The organism is Microvirga pudoricolor (assembly GCF_016892705.1).
Classification (GTDB): domain Bacteria; phylum Pseudomonadota; class Alphaproteobacteria; order Rhizobiales; family Beijerinckiaceae; genus Microvirga; species Microvirga pudoricolor.
This window is the reverse complement of record NZ_JAFEMB010000004.1, coordinates 1-16,955: the sequence shown is the minus strand read 5'-3', so window position 1 is coordinate 16,955 and position 16,955 is coordinate 1. Positions and strand designations below refer to the sequence as shown.

Sequence of the window (16,955 nt, the reverse complement as noted above, 5' to 3'; positions counted from 1 at the left end):
TCCTTCTGATTTCTTCAGAGCCACTGATTGGTCACGCGATCGAAACTACCAACTCGCAAGTCGGGCTTCTCGGCGATGAGTTTCTGCTTTGCGATTTTTTCGGACGGCGTTTTAGGCAAGGCATCGCGATACTCGACAAAGCGGGGCGTCTTGAATGAAGCGAGCCGGCTCTTGCAATGTTCGAAGATCATCATGGGAGTGGCATCTGCTTCAGAGACACCCGGCTGGAGCACGATGTAGGCTTTCACCTCCTCGCCCCGCGCTGAGTCCTTGACGCCGACCACCGCTGCCTCAAGAATCTGCGGCATCTCGGAAAGGGCTGCCTCGACCTCTCGTGCAGCAATATTCTCTCCACTGCGTCGAATCATGTCCTTGAGACGGCCGACGATGTAATGAAATCCTTGCTCATCACGCCAGAATAAGTCGCCCGTCCGGAACCAATCACCGCGGAACGAAGCTTGGTTCGCCTCCGGCTTTCGGTAGTAACCCTGCATGATGCCAGGTCCCCGCACACACAATTCTCCGACCTCGCCGTTCGGCACCACATTCCCTTCGGGGTCGGTAATCTGAACTTCGCGGAAGGGCGATACCATTCCGCAGGTGCCCGAACCCACCATGTGATAGGCCTCCCGAGGGACGAACAGCGCGGATCCAACCTCTGTCATGCCAAACGACTCGCGGGCCAGCGTGTGATAGCGGCGTTCAAAGTCGGCATGCTTCTCCTTGTTGAAGCCAAAAACAGAAACTCGCTTGAGTCGATTGTCTCCGTCAGCTGCCGTCTCCGGCTGCTGATAAATGATCTCAGGGAACAGACAATATTCGATGTCGTAGCGCCGCACCCAATCCATGAAACGGGTTGAACTTGCGCGCTGGGCTACAAAGATTTGACCTCCGACCCTCATCGCCATGAGCGTCAGCCATTGCGGGTCCATATAGAAAAAGGGCTGAGCGGCGAGAACGTTCTTAACATCTTCGTCTTCTCCGCCGCGCATTGCCGCCACCAGCGATATTGTCAGCCAGTAACGGTGCGACAGCATGCAGCCTTTTGGAAATCCTGTCGTGCCGGATGTGTACTGAATGTTGACGAGATCATCGAGCGCAGGTTCTGGAAGATCCTGAGGGAGGTCAGGAGCGTTATCGTCGATGCGGGAATATCCGCTTGCCTCGTGCGCGCCGGCACCCACCACCATGACGGCGGATGGCGGCAAGGGCGCTTCGTCACCGAGGGCTTCATAGGCAGGAATGCAAGTGGCATGGATAATCAGGAAAGTCGACTGGGAATCGGTCAACACATAATTGAGCTCTCGCCCGGTATAGCCGACATTGACAGGCACCATGACTGCGCCGAGTTTTGCGATGGCGAGCCATGTGATCGGAAAAGCTGGAATATTCGGCAGCATGACCGCGACATGCGATCCCTTCCGTATGCCGGCTGCATAGAGCCCACCCGCCGTTCTGGCGATGGCGTCTTGTACCTGACCGTAAGTCGCAACACCGCCATCCTCCTCCTCGAAGAAGGTCCAGAACCTCCGGTCGCGATTGGCCGCGACCATGTCATCGACGAACGAGCCGATGTTTCGTCCAAGCGGCGTCGCTTCGATGTTCTCTCGCATCTTGTCGACAATGGGCTTCAAGTCGGACCAAGTTCTGGAGTCGGCGGCATCGTTCATGTTAAGCCTCGGAGATAGGGTTGCTCTGGTACCGGCGCTCGTTCCTACGACGGGCGATTTCGCCAACCGTCATTCCGAGGATGCTGACGAGCGTCAGCATGACAGCAACGGCGGGGACGGTTGGATCCAGCTTGAGGCTGAGATCGTTCCAAATCCGGACCGGCAGCGTCTGCAGACCGCCTGAGATGAAGAGCGTAATGATCAGTTCATCGAAGGACGCAAAGAAGGCCAGGATTCCTGACGCGAACAGAGCGGGTGTCAGGAACGGCAACGTCGTATGAATGAATGCTCTGACCGGCGTCGCCCCCAAAATGCGCGCCGCTCGTTCAATCGTCATATCGAAGCGACGAAGACTCCCTGTGATGATCATCACCACATAAGGCATCGCGATCATCGCATGCGCGATCGTCAAAGCATAAATATTGTTCACTAATCTCCACCGTAGGAACACGATGTAGAGCGCGAGGGCGATTACGACGGAAGGGATGATGAGCGGCGCGATGAAGATCGCCGTCAAAATGCCCTTGAGTCTGAAGTTCGAACGAACCAGCGCGACAGACGCCAACGTGCCGAGAAGAAGACTAATGGCTGTCGCGCCGAAGCCGATCTTGAGACTGACGAGTGTCGCATCCACCCAACTCTGATCGATGAAAAACTCACGATACCATCGTAGGGACAGGGACTTCGGAGGAAATTCGAGAAACTGGCTGTTCGTCAAGGAGATCGGAAGGAGGAAGATGAGCGGCAGTAGCAGAAAGCCTGTCACGAGCACAAAATACACCAGCAGAACGATACGGGTCATCGCGCTAGGCCTCCAGTCGCGAATTCCGCCCTTTTGCGTGTCAGCATCCAATAGGCCAGCAGGCATGTGAATGTTGCAGCCAGCATCGCCGATGCCATGACGGCCGCCAGGTCCCACTTCAAGGTCTTATGAACCTGAAGGTCGATCAGATTAGCGATCAGCAGGCTCGTGCGTCCACCCAGCAATGTGGGCGTCACGAAGAAGCCGAGGCACAGAATAAAGCAGATGATGCCGCCGGTTGCGGCCCCGCTGACGCTCAGGGGAAACAGAACCTTCCAAAAAGCCTGCGCGGGCGTGGCTCCCAATATCCGTGCAGCTTTCACGAGGTCTCGCTCCACATCCAAGATCGAAGTCAGGCAGGTGAGGATGACGATCGGCAGAAGGATCTGAACCATGCCGATATGCACCGCGAACGGGGTGTAAAGGAGTTGAATGGGCTCCGCGGTCAGGCCGATCGCCACCAGAGCCTTGTTGAGAATGCCCTCACGGCCCAGAAGAATGATCCACGTATAGGTTCGGATCAGGACGCTGATCCAGAACGGCAGCAAGATCAGATATGTAGCCAGAACGCGCTTGCGGGGTGAGAGGCCTGCCATGAAATAAGCCATGGGGTATCCCATAAGCAGGCAGATCAAGGTAACGGTTGCAGCGGTCACGAATGTCCGCTGCAACACGATGATGGAGAGTTGCGAATTGAAAACCTGCCGGATCGGCTCGCCAGTGAAGGATGTTCCATCGTGAACCGTCAGGCTGAGTACGCCGAAAACCGGATAGACGAAGAGCATTGCCGCCAGCAGGGTTGCCGGTGTGAGAAGCAGGATCGTCCTTGACCATCGGATTTTCATGGCGGTATTAGGCTTTTCGCGTGGACTAGATCAGCAGCCATTCATTCCAGCGGGCTTGGACGGCATCGAGATTGTCCGCCCACCAAGCGCTGTTGAAATCAAACTGCACCGCTGCGTTCGCAGGTGACGTCGGCAACGTAGCGGCAAAAGCAGGGTCGAGCAGTTCCATCATGCCCGGAACGAACCCTGGATAAGGAACCTGCTTCACGAACTCCGCGGACGCGACAGGATCCATGCGAAACTTCATAAACTGCAAGGCTTCCTTCTGATGCTTTGCCCCCTTGGGAATGCCCAGGTAGGACAGCATCAACGCGCCACCCTTGAACGTGATGTCGACGGGCTTGCCCTCGTTCTTGAGCGGCGTGATCCGGCCGTTCCAGGACGACGTCATACTGACCTCGCCATCGATGAGCAATTGGACGTGCTGCGCGCCGTTCGTCCACCAGACCGGGATGTGCTTCTTGATCTGATCAAGCTTTTTGAATGCGCGATCAACGTCGAGCGGATAAAGCTTGTCCGGCGCCACGCCATCTGCCAGCAGGGCAAATTCGAGATTACCCTTCGGCGAGTTCTCCAGGGAGCGAGGACCAGGGAAGGATTTCACGTCCCAGAAATCGGCCCAGGATTGCGGGGTTTTTCCGCCGAACTTGTCGGTCCGAAACGCGATGACCGTCGAGTAGGATGCGCGGACCAACGCTGTGGGCTGCTTCGCGATAGCCGGCAGCTTGTTATCAGGGTCGATAGCCTTGTAGTCGATGGGCACCAACCAACCGGCTTTCGTGGCGGTTACGACATCGTCGCCGTTCAGCTCGGTTACGTCCCATTCGACGTTTCCGGATTCGACCATTGCCTTGAGTTTGGGAAGACTGACCGGTGCCGTCGGTCTCACCTTGATACCCGTCGCCTTGGTAAAGGGCTCTTCGAAAATTTTCGTGATGGTTTGAGCGAGCGCGCCGCCCGAGCCATTGACGACGATCGTCACGTCCTCGGCGAATGACGGGCTGAATGCAAGAGAGCCTGCTAATGCGCCGGCTGCGATTCCGAAGGTTCTTCTGGTGATCTTGGTCATTGCACGTCCCCTGTTGTTGTTTGCAAAACCCGTTTGAGTCAATCCAAGAGCGGAACGAGGTCGCTGGTATCAAGGTCGAATGCGACCGCCGTTCCGAGCGGCAGTACGTCTTGCCCTGGCCGTCGATGTTCGATGGCCGATATTTCTTTGCTGTCGGCGGCGCGGAGGATGTAGCGTACGGAATTGCCGAAGAAGACGGCTTCGGAAAGATGCGCCATGTGAGCCCCGGAGCCCCCATGGCGAATGGTGATGAGTTCAGGCCGGATCGACACAAAGCCGCCCGGAATCAGATGACGGCCGTCCCCCTTGAAGCGGCCGAGCCCCTCCAGAGTCATGAACCCCTCTTCGACGCTTTGGACCTTGAGGATGTTGTTGGAGCCGACAAACCCTGCGACAAATCGCGATTGCGGCCTGTCATAAAGCTGTTCCGGAGTGCCGATCTGAAGAACGCGCCCCTTATCCATCACTGCCATTCGGTCCGACAGCGTCAGCGCCTCACTCTGGTCGTGCGTGACGTAGATGACAGTGCAACCGATTTGTCGCTGATACTCCTTGATCTCCAGCTGAAGCGTCTCACGCAGCTTCAGATCCAGAGCGCCAAGGGGTTCGTCCATTAGCAAGACCCGTGGCTCAAACACGACGGCGCGAGCGAATGCGACCCTTTGCTTTTGGCCGCCCGACAACTCGTGCGGCATCCTGTTGGCCAGCGAGTCCAAGCGCACCATTTCAAGCGCCTTGAAAGATCGCCGCCGGGCCTCGTCACGGGCTACGCCACGCATTTCCAGTGGAAACGAAATATTTCGGATCACGCTGCGATGGGGAAACAGCGAATAGTTTTGAAACACCATTCCGATATCGCGCTTTTCCGTCGGCAGCTTGGTTATCGGTACGCCATCGATCAGAATTTCGCCGCCGTCGATATCGACGAAACCGGCAAGGGAATTGAGGGCGGTGGTTTTTCCCGAGCCACTGGCGCCCAGAAGGGTCATGAACTCGCCGCCCTCCACACGCATCGAAAAGTCTTCCAGTGCAACGAACTTGCCGTATGTCTTGCGTACGTTCTTGAAGTCGATCGTCGCCCCGGCTGAGGTCATCTATGCTAGCTCCGATGCAAGGTGCGAACCAAAAATGACGTTTCCGTCATTTTTGTCAAGTGACCTGTTTTGCAGTGCGGACATTTGGCAAAACGTGTGGCACGCTGGTAGAAGCAAGGGATTGGCAAAAGGTGATGCTGCTTGTTTGACGACTTCGACTGTGACTACATAAGGTATCTTGAAAAACTCGTCTCTGTAGCGGAAGGCGAGAAGAAGACGGTTCGGACCGAACTTCAGATCGAACTTGCGACGGCTAGACTTCTGAATGAGAAGAACTACCATACGATTACTGTCGACAATATCACAGCGCTCGCTGGCATTGCTCACGGTACATTTTACCGTTACTTTCCAGCCAAACGGGATGTCGTCGCCAAAACAATTGCTGACTATTTCAAGTTCGTTCGAGCGTCACGTGAACCAATCCCGCGGGATGCGTCACAATATGAAGCGATTCATTTGGCCAATCTCCACTACGTGGAGTGTTTCCGGCGAAATGTCGGCTTGATGCGCTGCCACTTCCAACTCAAGGACGAGGACGAGTTGATCGCCGAGGTTGGGCGGCGCTCGGATGATGTCATGGTGGAAAGAGTCATCGCGCGCCTCGGTCGCGAGGGGCAACTGGAACTTTGGGATCAGAAGAAGCTCAGGTTGACGATTTTTTGCTTGATCGGAATGGTGGATGAACTTTTGCTGAAAATCTATGGGCGAACCCAGCCCCTGGCCATGTTCGAGGATGACACGAGGCTCGTGGCCACCACCCTGTCGGATATGTGGTTCTCAGCCATCTACAACGCCCCACCGGAAGCCGATAGAATTCCCCTGCCCCGTCACCTCAAGGTGCGCGGCAGGGTCTAGCGGGTGCCCCGCCAGATGATCAACCAGGACTTTCTCTAGGCGGTGGACACCAACAGCGCACACTAGAAAACTTTCGGACTTTGTCCGACATCGCAGCGTCCGTATCAGGGTCATGCGAGTTTGGACGTCTTGGGATTTGGCGGGTCCGAAAGCGTTTTACGCCCAGTTTATGGAGGGCTAGCGCAGCTCCTCACTAAGGCATGTATTGGCCGCCATTCACTTCAATGGTTTGACCATTTATATAGCCACTCATTGTATCCGACGCGAGGAACAAGAATACGCCTACGCAATCCTCCGGACTCCCAATCCGCTCCATCGGGATCGTCTTGCGCATGGCTTCAAGCCATTCAGGACTCGAGAAGCGCTCATGAAAGGGTGTCAGGATCACACCTGGGGAAACTGCATTGACACGGATTTTGCGACCGGCGAGCTCCTTGGCCATATTGCGCGTGATGTTACCGACGAATGCCTTTGCGCCTGCATAGAGACCAGCGCCGGGTCCGCCGCCGTTTCGGGCCGCGATCGAACTTGTATTCACGATGACGCCGGAGCCTGCCCTTTCGAAGTGGGGGACAGCAGCCTTCGAAATCATGATGACCGAGCGAACATTGCAGTCAAGAACATCGTCGTACAGAGCGTCGTCGACCTCCGCTAACGGCGCCCTCTTAACCATCGCACCGGCGTTGTTGATAACAACATCGAGGCCACCTAACAGAGATGCCGCTTCCTCGACGATCCGATTTGATTCTTCACTCTTTGCGACATCACCTTGAACCGAATGCGCTTCGCCTCCGGTCTCCTGAATGGCAGTCACGATACTAGCGGCCTCTTCGGCACTCGACTTGTAGTGCACGACAACGCGCGCACCCACCCTGGCAAAGCCCTGCGCGACTGCCGCACCGATCCCGGTACTGGATCCTGTCACGAGGACGCGCTTATTCTTGAGATCATTCAGCATATTCTGTTCTTTCAGGCGGCCGTGGCACTAAAGTCATCATATGAGGCTGGGAATGCAGGCCCGGCATTCTTGAGATGTACGCCGTTCGACAAAGCGGGCGCCATTCTCCAGGGACGTGCGAGATTGTCGGTCAGGAGATTGATCTCCTCCATATAGCGTGCGGAGTCCCGTTCCAGGCCGAGTTCCATCGCCGACAAATCCGGGTATGTTCCAAAAGCCTGCCACCAGATGGCGCGGCCCGCGAGGTATCCGTTGGCTCCGGCCTTATAGGCAAAAGCAAGAACGCGGCGGAACTGCTCCATGCCGGCTCCGGCACTCAACATCACCCAAGGTCGATCGATGATCGTGCCGATCTTGTCGAACCATTCTTGAGCCTTGCGAGTCTCGGCGCTGTCTTCGTTCGGATCCGGCAGGGTATCGGCTGGAATCGGGCTCTCGAGCTTATAGATATCGACGCCGTAGGAGGGATCTGCGAAATCCCTTAAGCTTTGAAGCACTAGTTCCGGATACTTTTCCTTGTTCTCCGTATAATCGGTCGTGTGGTTCGCAGCTCCCTTGAAAGGATAAACGAGGAGTTCCAGGAGGAAGGCGATGTCGTATCGCGTGCACGCCTCTCCGACCTGACGCACCAGTTGCTTCTGATGCTCCACGACTTCCGGACTGCAATCGGGCCGATACCAGAGGAGCAGCTTGACGCCGTCGGCTCCCATTCGCTTGATCTTCCCGACGTCCCAGCCGTCGGGCAAGCGGGTCATTCGTCCTCCAGGGGAATCCTCAAATCGGAAATCCTCAAGCGTGATCAGCAATCCGCGATCCGCCGGAATACCATCGGCGGCTAGGCTAAACCCATAATCAGGATCGATCAGCACGGCTGACCCCATAGGAGTCAATGTTCGTGCGAGCAGAGCCTTGACGGGAGCTATCTCGTCATACCCCGCGGTACGGGGTGCGATCTTCTCCCCGATAGACTTGATCATGGGCGGCCTCTGATCGACCGCCACCATCTTGAAACGACCAGCCTTGTCTGCCAGTCTCCGCAGACCTCTGAGCTTACCAGCTGATATTTCCATGGCGCGCCTCAGCTCGCTCGCGCCAGAGGCGCCGTGGCGCGTACATGGTCGATGACGCCCTCCCTGGCCTGACGACATCCGTTATTAATGTACATCATGTCATTGCCCATGATCAGCATATCGACTCCCTTCTCGATAAGTCGTTGTGCATTCTCCAGGCTTGTTGGAATGCATGGCGCCATGACCTTGATGCCCCTAGCGTGGCACTTGGCGATCAGCAGATCGAGAAGCTGGTCGATTTCCTTGCCGGACATCGAGTAATCCACTGGCAAATGCTTGGACAGTGCGTAGTCAACAGGTCCATAATTGACGATGTCAATTCCGTCGACTTCGAGGATCTCATCGAGATTATCGAAGAACTCGAAGTTTTCCGCCATGGGAATGACGAGCGTGCTCGCATTCGCGGCTTCGGTATATTCAGGCCAGTTGAATCCGGGGCCCGCCCAGCGAGCCGAGCGGACGGATGCATCGCCACCCCGCCTTCCGATGGGAGGGAATTTCGCCGCCCGAACGATCGTGCGCATCTCATCGGCGGTTTTCACTTGCGGAACGATGACGCCCTCGGCTCCCATTTCGAAGACTTTGCGGACATCAACCTCGTTGACGCTCGGCACGCGGATCATCGGCGATATGCCTGTGAGCTTCGCTGACATGATCATCTTCTCGATGTCTCCGGAGACCGAGAAGGCGGTGTGCTCCGCATCGATGAAGGCGAAATCAAGCCCCCAGTGACCCATGGCTTCAACTGCAAGACAGGACCCTGAGTAAACTGTGGCACCAAACGTTGTCTCATTGGCGTCAAGTCGTTTTCTGATCGGGAAGGATTCGCTTTTCATTCTGATCGTCTCCATTTCGAACGAGGCATTTAGATTTTAAGTGGCGGCCAACTGACCCTGGAGCAGCGATTCGACTTCGCTTCTAGCGGGTATCCCGGCTCGCCCTCCCCACCGGGTGCACTTCAAGGCAGCTGTCGCGGCCGCCAGTCTGGCGGCATCGGCAACGCCACGTCCTTCTGCGATACCCAAGGCATAGGCTCCATGAAAGACATCTCCAGCTGCGAGCGTATCGATCGCTTCCACCGTGAAGGCAGGGACATGACAGGGTTTCCCCGCCTCCAGCCATGTGAATCCACGTGAGCCTAATGTGACCCCGACCAGTCCGCCTACACGCGCCTGGGCTGACTGAAGAGCCTCTTGAGGATCAGATATGTCCGTGAAGCGTTGCAGTCCTGGCAAGGAGAACACCGTATGATCTGCAAGGGGAGCGAGCTTCGCGATGGCATCGTCGGTCGTTAGATCCGCATCCAGAACGGACGGCACGCTCTTATCTCTTGCCGCTCTTAAAACGCGCTCCGATGCAGTTGGCCACCGGACATCAGCCAGCACGGCATCGAAGGAATCGATCTCATCGACCGGAAGCCAGTCCGGGTTTCGATCAAGCTCCTTGTCGGCGTATGCGGTGATCATCCGCTCGCCGTTGCGATCAACGACGACAGCCGAAACACCAGATCGGCGCCCGGGTATCTGGCGGATGTGCCTTGTGTCGACACCAGATTCACGTAGCTCTTTAATGATGCGCTCGCCTAGATGATCTCCCCCGACGCGCGCCCATAATGCGGCCTGTCCGCCCAGCCGCGAGACCGTGACAGCAGCGTTGGCGGCAGGCCCGCCACCAGCTTCGCCGAAGTCCGTGGCGAAGTTTTTCGTCGGGGAGGAGGGAATCTTCTCGACGGCAAATATATTGTCTTGAACTGCCACCCCGACACAAAGCACGCGCGCAGCCAATGTCGCCTCCCATTTCCGGTTCTTAATTCCACATTTCGGAAAACATGATACGTCTCGATGTGACGTTGTCAATTGCCTGTCTCTATGGAACCGACGCAAACCCAAGAGTTAATTCAATGCTGACAATATTATTCAAGCAGACAATCGTCGGTTATTCATCACGATGAAAGTTCTCTACGCCGTCCAGGTAAGTTGAAATTCAGCCCGAAAACATCTGAAATACTTCTTTTCAGATCCGCATTAAATCCATATCGGACATTCAACCTGCCTCTGTCAGCAGAGAGCTCTTTATCGATGCGTGCAACCGCTCCAGAAACTTTGGCCAGACGTTTGGATTGATAATACGTTTGGGTTTCTCGCCACTGAGAACGGCGACGATTTGCTCAGCCGCGGCAACCGACACCGCCCGGTATCCCTGTCGCGTACTTCCTGCGATATGCGGTGTTGCTATGACATTGTCCAAGGTCAAAAGCGGGTTATTGATGCTGGGCGGTTCTTCGAGCCAGACATCGATACCAGCTCCACTGAGATGCCCGGATCGGAGGACTTCGTAGAGTGCGTTCTCATCGACGACGCCTCCCCTGGCTGTCGTGATCAGAAGGGCATCGTGTTTCATTCTTTCAAGCTCACGCCTTCCGATGATCCCCTGGGTATCCTTGGACAACGGCATATGAACAGTCACAACATCGCTCTCCGACAGCACTGTCTCAAGCGTGGCCGGTTCGGCGCCTCTTGCCCGAACTCTCTCCTCGGAGACGAAGGGGTCATAAGCGAGAACGTTCATCTCGAAGCCATTTCGGCAAATGTCACCTACTTGGGAGCCAATGTTACCGAACCCGACGATTCCAAGCGTCTTTCCTCGCAGATCGCTGCCGGTAAAGGAGAGTCGGGTCCAGCTGCGGTCACGCCGCATGGCTCGATCTGCAGGCAGAATCCGGTGCGCATGCGCCAACATGACGGATACTGCGAACTCCGCGACCGTGCCCGAGTTCAGTCCCGATTGATTTGCAACGCAGACGCCACGGTCAGTGCATTCAGACACGTCGATGCTGTCATACCCTGCACCGTCGGGAGACGCGAACAAGAGCTCCGGACATTGCTCAAGCACTTCCCGATCCAGGCGCCAGGGCGGATTCGGATTATGATAGACGTGAGCGGTTCTGAGGATGCTCAAGCCTTCCTCCCGACTCGCATCCGCCGGCAGCCGAATGAGATTGAAGTCGTTGCTAAGGGCAGCGATCTCAGGCGCGATCGGATGCGGCTGGTCACAATAGACAACGTTCCACTTCGGCATGTGAGTCACCTTACAAAAAGCGATCAGGTTCAGTCCTTCGGGACCAATGCTAAGCCTGAATGAAGCCTCTCAGCTCCGGCGTTTTTGGGTTTGTGAAGAGCTCATTCGACGCTCCTTCTTCCCAAATTTTCCCTTTGTGCATGAAGACGGTCGTATCAGCGATGTTCTCGGCAAACCTCATCTCATGGGTCACCAGAATCATAGTCATGCCCGCAGCGGCAAGTTCTTCCATCACCTTGAGGACCTCACCCGTAAGCTCCGGATCCAAAGCGGAAGTGACCTCGTCGAACAACATGACTTTCGGCTTCATGGCCAGCGCGCGTGCAATGGCGACCCGCTGCTGCTGCCCGCCCGACAGTGAATCCGGGTAGGCGTCGATTTTCTCTATCAGCCCAACGCTTTTCAGAACCGATGCAGCTACCGCGTCGGCCTCTTCAGAGCGTAGCTTCTTAACAACTCGTGGCGCCAGGGTGATGTTTTCCCTGACGGTGAGGTGCGGGAACAGCGCGTAGCTCTGGAAAACCATTCCAACATCAAGTCGCAATTCCTGAAGGTTCTTCGTTTCTGGCTTAATGCAGTGTCCGGCAACGTGAATCTCGCCACCTTGAATTCGCTCGAGTCCATTGATACAACGTAGCATCGTGCTTTTTCCGGAACCGCTGCGTCCGATGACGGCTACGACCTCACCCGGCTTGACGCTCAGTGAGATGCCCTCGAACACCTTGACGGCCCCGTAGGATTTGCTGATGCGCTTGAGCTCAACGATGGGCGACATTGATCCTCCAAGAGAGATACTTGCTTGTGAGGGAGAGAGGAAAGCAGACACAGAAATAGATTGCCGCAACCGTCAAAAAGACGGCGAACGGTTGGAACGTGATGTTGTTGAGAAGTTGACCGGCACGCGTCAGTTCCACGAAGCCAATCAGGGCCACGACAGAGGTGTTCTTGACCACTTGAACCATGAAGCCGACTGTCGGCGGTATGGCGATCCTAAAGGCCTGCGGAAGAATGATGTATCGCAGTTGCTGGACTAGGGAGAGGGCAAGCGCGTCGCCAGCCTCCCATTGTGGCCGTCCTATCGCTTGAATACATCCTCTCCATATCTCGATGAGAAAGGCGGATGAATAGATCGAAAGCGATATTCCCGCAGCGAAAAGGGGCGGGAGATGAATGTTCAGGAAGCTAAGACCATAGAAGGCTAGGAAAACCACGATCAGCAACGGTGTTGCTTGTACAATCTGAACATAACCACTGATGCTCGCGCGGACTGGAGAGGGGCCAAGAACCCTGAGGGGCGCCAAGAGCAGGGCTACCGCACCGCCAACGAGAAACGAGATGATGGACAGGCTCAAGGTCCAGGTCGCGCCCCGCAAGAGGAAGATGACATGATCCCAGCTGAAGGTCTGGATCATGCCCCAGCTCCCGTCAGAAGAGGATCCTCAACGACATTCTTGGATGTGACGACCTTTCGGTGAAACAGGATCTTGCCAATAATCCAATACAAGAACCTGAACATGAAAGTCAGGCTGATATAGATCAAGGCGATGGTGATGTATGTCTCCAGGCTTCTGAAGGTTTTCGACTCGATGACGCTTGCAGCGCTCGAAAGTTCGGCCGCCGATATTGCCGAAGCTATGCTTGTGCCTAGAAGCGTCAAGGTCAGTTGGCTCGTCAGAGCCGGATATATGATCATCAAGGCCGGGATGAAGATGATATGACGTATGATTTGGAACCTTGACAGGCCGAGAGAAAGACCGGCTTCGATTTGGGCCTTGGGAATGGCGACAATACCCGCCCGGATGATCTCTGTGGCATAGGCCCCGAGATTGAGAGCCATTGCAAGGACTGCCGCCACCATGACGGGCACCTGAAGTCCTATCATGGGAAGTGCGAAAAATACCAGAAACAGCTGGACGAGCAGCGGTGTATTCCGAAAGACTTCTACATAGGTGGAAATGGCGATCGACAGCCATGACGGTCCTTCCGTGCGACCGATTGCTCCCAATCCGCCAAGGATGACACCCAGCGCGATGGATTGAGACGCCAAGACGAGGGTGGTGACCGTTCCATCGATGAGATCCGGGGCATAATTGAGCACCGGTTGGAACTGCATCTCATAGGCCATGGATTTCTGGCGCCTATCGTTTGAACTTCGGAAATCGAAGGCAGAGTGGAAAGGCGTGTCGACCTCTCCAAGTTTCTCCGCCTTCAGACATTTCGTTTATCGAGAGGGTCGCATTCAGTGTCGCACTAGAAGGACGGCAGCGGTTGGTTGGGGACGGGGACGCCTGTCCACTTCTTGTGAAGCGCGTCGAGCTGACCGTCGGTTCGGATGTAGAAGATGAAATTGTTGAGCCATTGCAGGAGTTCGAAAGAGCCCATGCGGACGGCCATTGATTGATACTGAGAGTAGATCGGAGTTTTTACCTCCAGCCGCTCCAGACCATTCTTCTTGAGCAGGTCGTTCGCCATGACGGCAGGTGCGGCGGTTGCGTCGACTTGGCCGGATACCAGCGCCTGCATTGCCGTGGCGTCGTCGTCAAACCGGACCACCTGCATCCCCGGGAAATTGAACGCGGAGATAGTCAGGTCCTGCGTGCTGCCTTTCGGAACAGAAACTTTCTTCCCAGCCAGATCGTCGACTTTCTTGATATTTGCGGTCTTCGCCCCGATGAGCGACATGTCATAGCTCCCATATGGGGAGGTAAACATCACAACCTTGGCTCGCTCAGGGGTCGCAGTCGCCAAAGCGATCTGGACGTCGATTTTACCAGATTCCAGAGCCGCAATTCTGGACGAATTGTTCACCGGCACGATTTCGACTTCGACGCCGAGGTATTTGCCGATCAAATTCGCCAAGTCGACGTTATAACCGATTGTCTTTCCACTTGTATCTACCGTATCGTAGGGCGGTATCCCGGTCATGACGCCGATGGATATCTTCTTCTTGGCGACGATTTCTTTGATCGTCTGCGCCTCGGAAGGCACGCAGCTCGCGACGACAGCACCCGCGATTAGCAACGCGGATGCCACGATGGAACGATATCTCGATGATCCCAGCATACTTTCCTCCCTCAAGCGCCTTTTGAAACCAAAGACACATCTTTTGCGTACAGAACTCCGGATAGCGGAATAAGTTAATTTTGCGCCGCCTCGAGCCGATGTCAATCGCTATTCGCCGTAAGCTTTGAATTTGAATCTCGGAGGTGCTGGTCCCGCCTCTGGCTCATGGCGAGGGGCTAGACGAAAGTTGCTGTTTCCTTTGGGACGGTGCCGCGCGGATGGTAGGCTGGAGCGGCATGACGCATACATGGGTCAAGAGGAACCCGTTTCGTACGGGCTTAGCCACGCCGATCCGCTTCGCATTGAACCGGATCTCATGTTGACAACCGGGTTATTGGTCTTTGGGTTGATCTTGGCACTCAACTTATCAGTTCAACATCCGTCCTGTTCACCGAGCCAGAAGGCACCGCTACCCTTAATTGCGCAACAATAATTCATATATTAACGTTGTATGCGCCACCAGAAGACTTCCATTTTGTTCCTGCTGATGGATCTATAGAGTAGGAAAGCATGACTGCGAAAATTGAGGACCGCTCAACGTTGACTGACAGGGCGACATCGAAGAGCGAACGAAAGCCGGCTCGAAAGACTGGATCCGAAACAGCGGAACGAGGTTCTTTGAAGTCCATGCGAAAGCTCATGGTCGTTCTCGATTGCTTCAATCGGTATGACCGGAGTCTGAGCCTCAGTGAAATTTCAGAGCGCTGCGGGATGCCGAAGACGACGGTTCATCGCTTGGTCAGCAGCTTGCGCGAGGTGAAGCTCCTTGAGCAAGACAAGGGTCGAGATCGGTACCGGATGGGTATTCGCCTGTTCGAACTCGGCAGCATTGTTCTCGGCAATCTCGATGTATTCAACGAAGCACGACCACTTGTAGATCGGCTCATCAAGGCGACGGGCGAGGGCTCGCACCTTTGTGTCTTCGATGGAACGAATATGGTTTCGGTGGAGCATTTGGAACCGAGCGGATCTAGCGTGAACTGGACAACGACGCTCTCTATCTCACCGTCATATTGCACAGGGGTCGGAAAAGCCGCCTTGGCATTCCAAGATGAGAGAACGATCGAGAAGATTATCAAGCAAGGTTTGGTTCCATACACACCCAGCACGATAACGGACCCGGCTGATCTTCGAAAAGAACTTCGTCAGATAGCGAAGCGTGGGTATGCTGTCGATGAAGGGGAGCATCAACCGAATATACGCTGCGTCGCGGCACCGATTTACAATGCAGCAGATCGAGTGTTTGCGGCGATAAGCGTGAGTGGTCCGGCCGATCGATTGACACGTGATCGGGTGTTGACGATCGCTCCGATCGTCACCTCGACGGCTGACCAGATTTCGAGGTCGCTGGGCCACGATCCTCGCCGATCCTAAGAGGCTTGATTGCCAATGAGTACTGACAATAAGCTACGCGGGGTGCTCGTCCCATTGACGACGCCTTTCGACAGCACAGGTGAGCTTGATCTGCAGGCTTTCAGAAGCGAGGTCGACTGGGCGCTCTCTCACGGAGTTCACGGTGTCGTTGTTGGCGGCAGCACCGGGGAAGGATACACGCTTGAAGCCGACGAGCTCGCCATATTGACCAGCGCCGCGGTCGACTGTGTTTCAGGTCAGATACCCGTTATCGCGAGTATCATCGTCGACAGTGCACGCTCCGCCTTGGGCCGTATCGAAGCACTCAAGCATGTACGCATCGAAGCTCTGCAGATCGCGCCACCGCATTACATCTTCCGACCTTCGATCGAAGGATTGCTCGAATTTTACCGAACCTTATCGGCGGCCGCTGACGTGCCGGTCATAATCTACAACGTTCTGCCCTGGGACATTCTGAGCCCCGCAACCTGCGCGACGATTCTGAAGACGATCCCGGAAGTGTGCGGTGTGAAGCAGAGCGACAAAAGCTTTGAAGCTTACTCAAATCTGGTCGCTGAGATCGGGCCGGATAAAGTCTATGCGGCGATCGACAATGCATTGATGAGTTGCTACCAACTCGGAGCCGCAGGATCTATTGCAGCGGTCGCCAGCGCGGCGCCAGGCCCAAACGTTGAATTGTGGAACGCCATTCAGGCTGGAAACACAGTCCGCGCAGTCGAGATCCACGCTGGGTTGGTTCGACTGTGGAATACGCTCAAGGGAGATGATCTCCCCGCACGGATCAAAGCAGCTCAGGGTCTGCAAGGCCTTTCCGACAGTTTTCCTAGGGCCCCGATGCTAAGGGTGAAGGATCGCGACAGGGAAGCTATCCGCGATGCTCTGGAGCAACTGCCCGTGCGATCTGATTTCCGCCCGCAGGCCGACCCCTCCAGGCAGAGGGCAGTTTGACCCGATAAGGAACGCGGCTCCGACATAGGTTTGGTCTGGGTTGATCGGGTTTTTTCCTTATGTGAGGTGTTTTTTCTGGTTTGAGGGTTGGGGTTTTGGGGTGTTGCTGAGGTGTTTTGGAGACAAAAA

At 55.6% G+C, this 16,955-nt stretch carries 17 protein-coding genes; 3 read left to right on the top strand and 14 right to left on the bottom strand.

Annotated features, from left to right (window positions below; translation table 11 throughout):
- Positions 1 to 14 precede the first annotated feature (14 nt).
- The 5 genes from ILT42_RS14015 to ILT42_RS13995 all read right to left on the bottom strand — a co-directional run bounded on the left by ILT42_RS14015 (position 15) and on the right by ILT42_RS13995 (position 5,480).
- Positions 15 to 1,670 (bottom strand): AMP-binding protein, encoded by a 1,656-nt coding sequence (locus ILT42_RS14015; RefSeq protein WP_204216241.1) that lies wholly within the window; start codon positions 1,668 to 1,670, stop codon positions 15 to 17.
- A 1-nt stretch (position 1,671) separates the two neighbouring features.
- Entirely contained in the window at positions 1,672 to 2,472 is an 801-nt protein-coding gene (locus ILT42_RS14010) for an ABC transporter permease (protein WP_204216240.1), read from the bottom strand.
- Complete coding sequence (locus ILT42_RS14005) at positions 2,469 to 3,257, bottom strand: ABC transporter permease (protein ID WP_204216239.1); 789 nt, start codon at positions 3,255 to 3,257, stop codon at positions 2,469 to 2,471. Before ILT42_RS14005 ends, ILT42_RS14010 begins: the two co-directional genes overlap by 4 nt.
- Positions 3,258 to 3,342: 85 nt before the next feature.
- Positions 3,343 to 4,386, bottom strand: a complete 1,044-nt coding sequence (locus tag ILT42_RS14000; RefSeq protein WP_204216238.1) for an ABC transporter substrate-binding protein — start codon at positions 4,384 to 4,386, stop codon at positions 3,343 to 3,345.
- Positions 4,387 to 4,424: 38 nt separating this feature from the next.
- Positions 4,425 to 5,480 (bottom strand): ABC transporter ATP-binding protein, encoded by a 1,056-nt coding sequence (locus tag ILT42_RS13995; RefSeq protein ID WP_204216237.1) that lies wholly within the window; start codon positions 5,478 to 5,480, stop codon positions 4,425 to 4,427.
- Positions 5,481 to 5,621: 141 nt separating this feature from the next.
- On the opposite strand from ILT42_RS13995, the gene ILT42_RS13990 reads away from it, so the two are divergent.
- A complete protein-coding gene (locus tag ILT42_RS13990; RefSeq protein ID WP_204216236.1) occupies positions 5,622 to 6,335 on the top strand; it encodes a TetR/AcrR family transcriptional regulator in 714 nt (237 codons plus the stop codon).
- 193 nt (positions 6,336 to 6,528) lie between these two features.
- Here ILT42_RS13990 and ILT42_RS13985 read toward each other — a convergent pair whose 3' ends face one another.
- From ILT42_RS13985 to ILT42_RS13945, 9 genes are all read right to left on the bottom strand, one after another.
- Positions 6,529 to 7,293, bottom strand: a complete 765-nt coding sequence (locus ILT42_RS13985) for an SDR family NAD(P)-dependent oxidoreductase (protein WP_204216235.1) — start codon at positions 7,291 to 7,293, stop codon at positions 6,529 to 6,531.
- An 11-nt stretch (positions 7,294 to 7,304) separates the two neighbouring features.
- Complete coding sequence (locus ILT42_RS13980; RefSeq protein ID WP_204216234.1) at positions 7,305 to 8,363, bottom strand: tagatose 1,6-diphosphate aldolase; 1,059 nt, start codon at positions 8,361 to 8,363, stop codon at positions 7,305 to 7,307.
- A gap of 8 nt (positions 8,364 to 8,371) precedes the next feature.
- Positions 8,372 to 9,199 carry an HpcH/HpaI aldolase family protein gene (locus ILT42_RS13975; RefSeq protein WP_204216233.1) on the bottom strand — a complete coding sequence of 276 codons (828 nt, stop codon included), beginning with the start codon at positions 9,197 to 9,199 and terminating at the stop codon, positions 8,372 to 8,374.
- 36 nt (positions 9,200 to 9,235) lie between these two features.
- Positions 9,236 to 10,147: a PfkB family carbohydrate kinase gene (locus ILT42_RS13970; RefSeq protein WP_204216232.1), complete on the bottom strand. Its 912-nt coding sequence runs from the start codon at positions 10,145 to 10,147 to the stop codon at positions 9,236 to 9,238.
- Between the two features lie 259 nt (positions 10,148 to 10,406).
- Positions 10,407 to 11,441, bottom strand: coding sequence for a hydroxyacid dehydrogenase (locus ILT42_RS13965; protein WP_204216231.1), 1,035 nt, complete (start codon positions 11,439 to 11,441; stop codon positions 10,407 to 10,409).
- 49 nt (positions 11,442 to 11,490) lie between these two features.
- Positions 11,491 to 12,216, bottom strand: a complete 726-nt coding sequence (locus ILT42_RS13960; RefSeq protein ID WP_229428670.1) for an amino acid ABC transporter ATP-binding protein — start codon at positions 12,214 to 12,216, stop codon at positions 11,491 to 11,493.
- Positions 12,200 to 12,853: an amino acid ABC transporter permease gene (locus ILT42_RS13955; RefSeq protein WP_204216230.1), complete on the bottom strand. Its 654-nt coding sequence runs from the start codon at positions 12,851 to 12,853 to the stop codon at positions 12,200 to 12,202. The genes ILT42_RS13960 and ILT42_RS13955 overlap by 17 nt, the downstream gene beginning before the upstream one ends.
- Positions 12,850 to 13,566: an amino acid ABC transporter permease gene (locus tag ILT42_RS13950; protein WP_204216229.1), complete on the bottom strand. Its 717-nt coding sequence runs from the start codon at positions 13,564 to 13,566 to the stop codon at positions 12,850 to 12,852. Before ILT42_RS13950 ends, ILT42_RS13955 begins: the two co-directional genes overlap by 4 nt.
- A 125-nt stretch (positions 13,567 to 13,691) precedes the next feature.
- On the bottom strand, positions 13,692 to 14,504 hold the full coding sequence (locus ILT42_RS13945) for a transporter substrate-binding domain-containing protein (RefSeq protein WP_204216228.1): 813 nt from the start codon (positions 14,502 to 14,504) through the stop codon (positions 13,692 to 13,694).
- Positions 14,505 to 15,143: 639 nt separating this feature from the next.
- On the opposite strand from ILT42_RS13945, the gene ILT42_RS13940 reads away from it, so the two are divergent.
- The gene (locus tag ILT42_RS13940) at positions 15,144 to 15,878 is read left to right on the top strand and encodes an IclR family transcriptional regulator (protein WP_204216227.1); all 735 of its coding nucleotides are present in this window, start codon (positions 15,144 to 15,146) and stop codon (positions 15,876 to 15,878) included.
- A gap of 15 nt (positions 15,879 to 15,893) precedes the next feature.
- Positions 15,894 to 16,826 carry a dihydrodipicolinate synthase family protein gene (locus ILT42_RS13935; RefSeq protein WP_204216226.1) on the top strand — a complete coding sequence of 311 codons (933 nt, stop codon included), beginning with the start codon at positions 15,894 to 15,896 and terminating at the stop codon, positions 16,824 to 16,826.
- Positions 16,827 to 16,955: the final 129 nt, after the last annotated feature.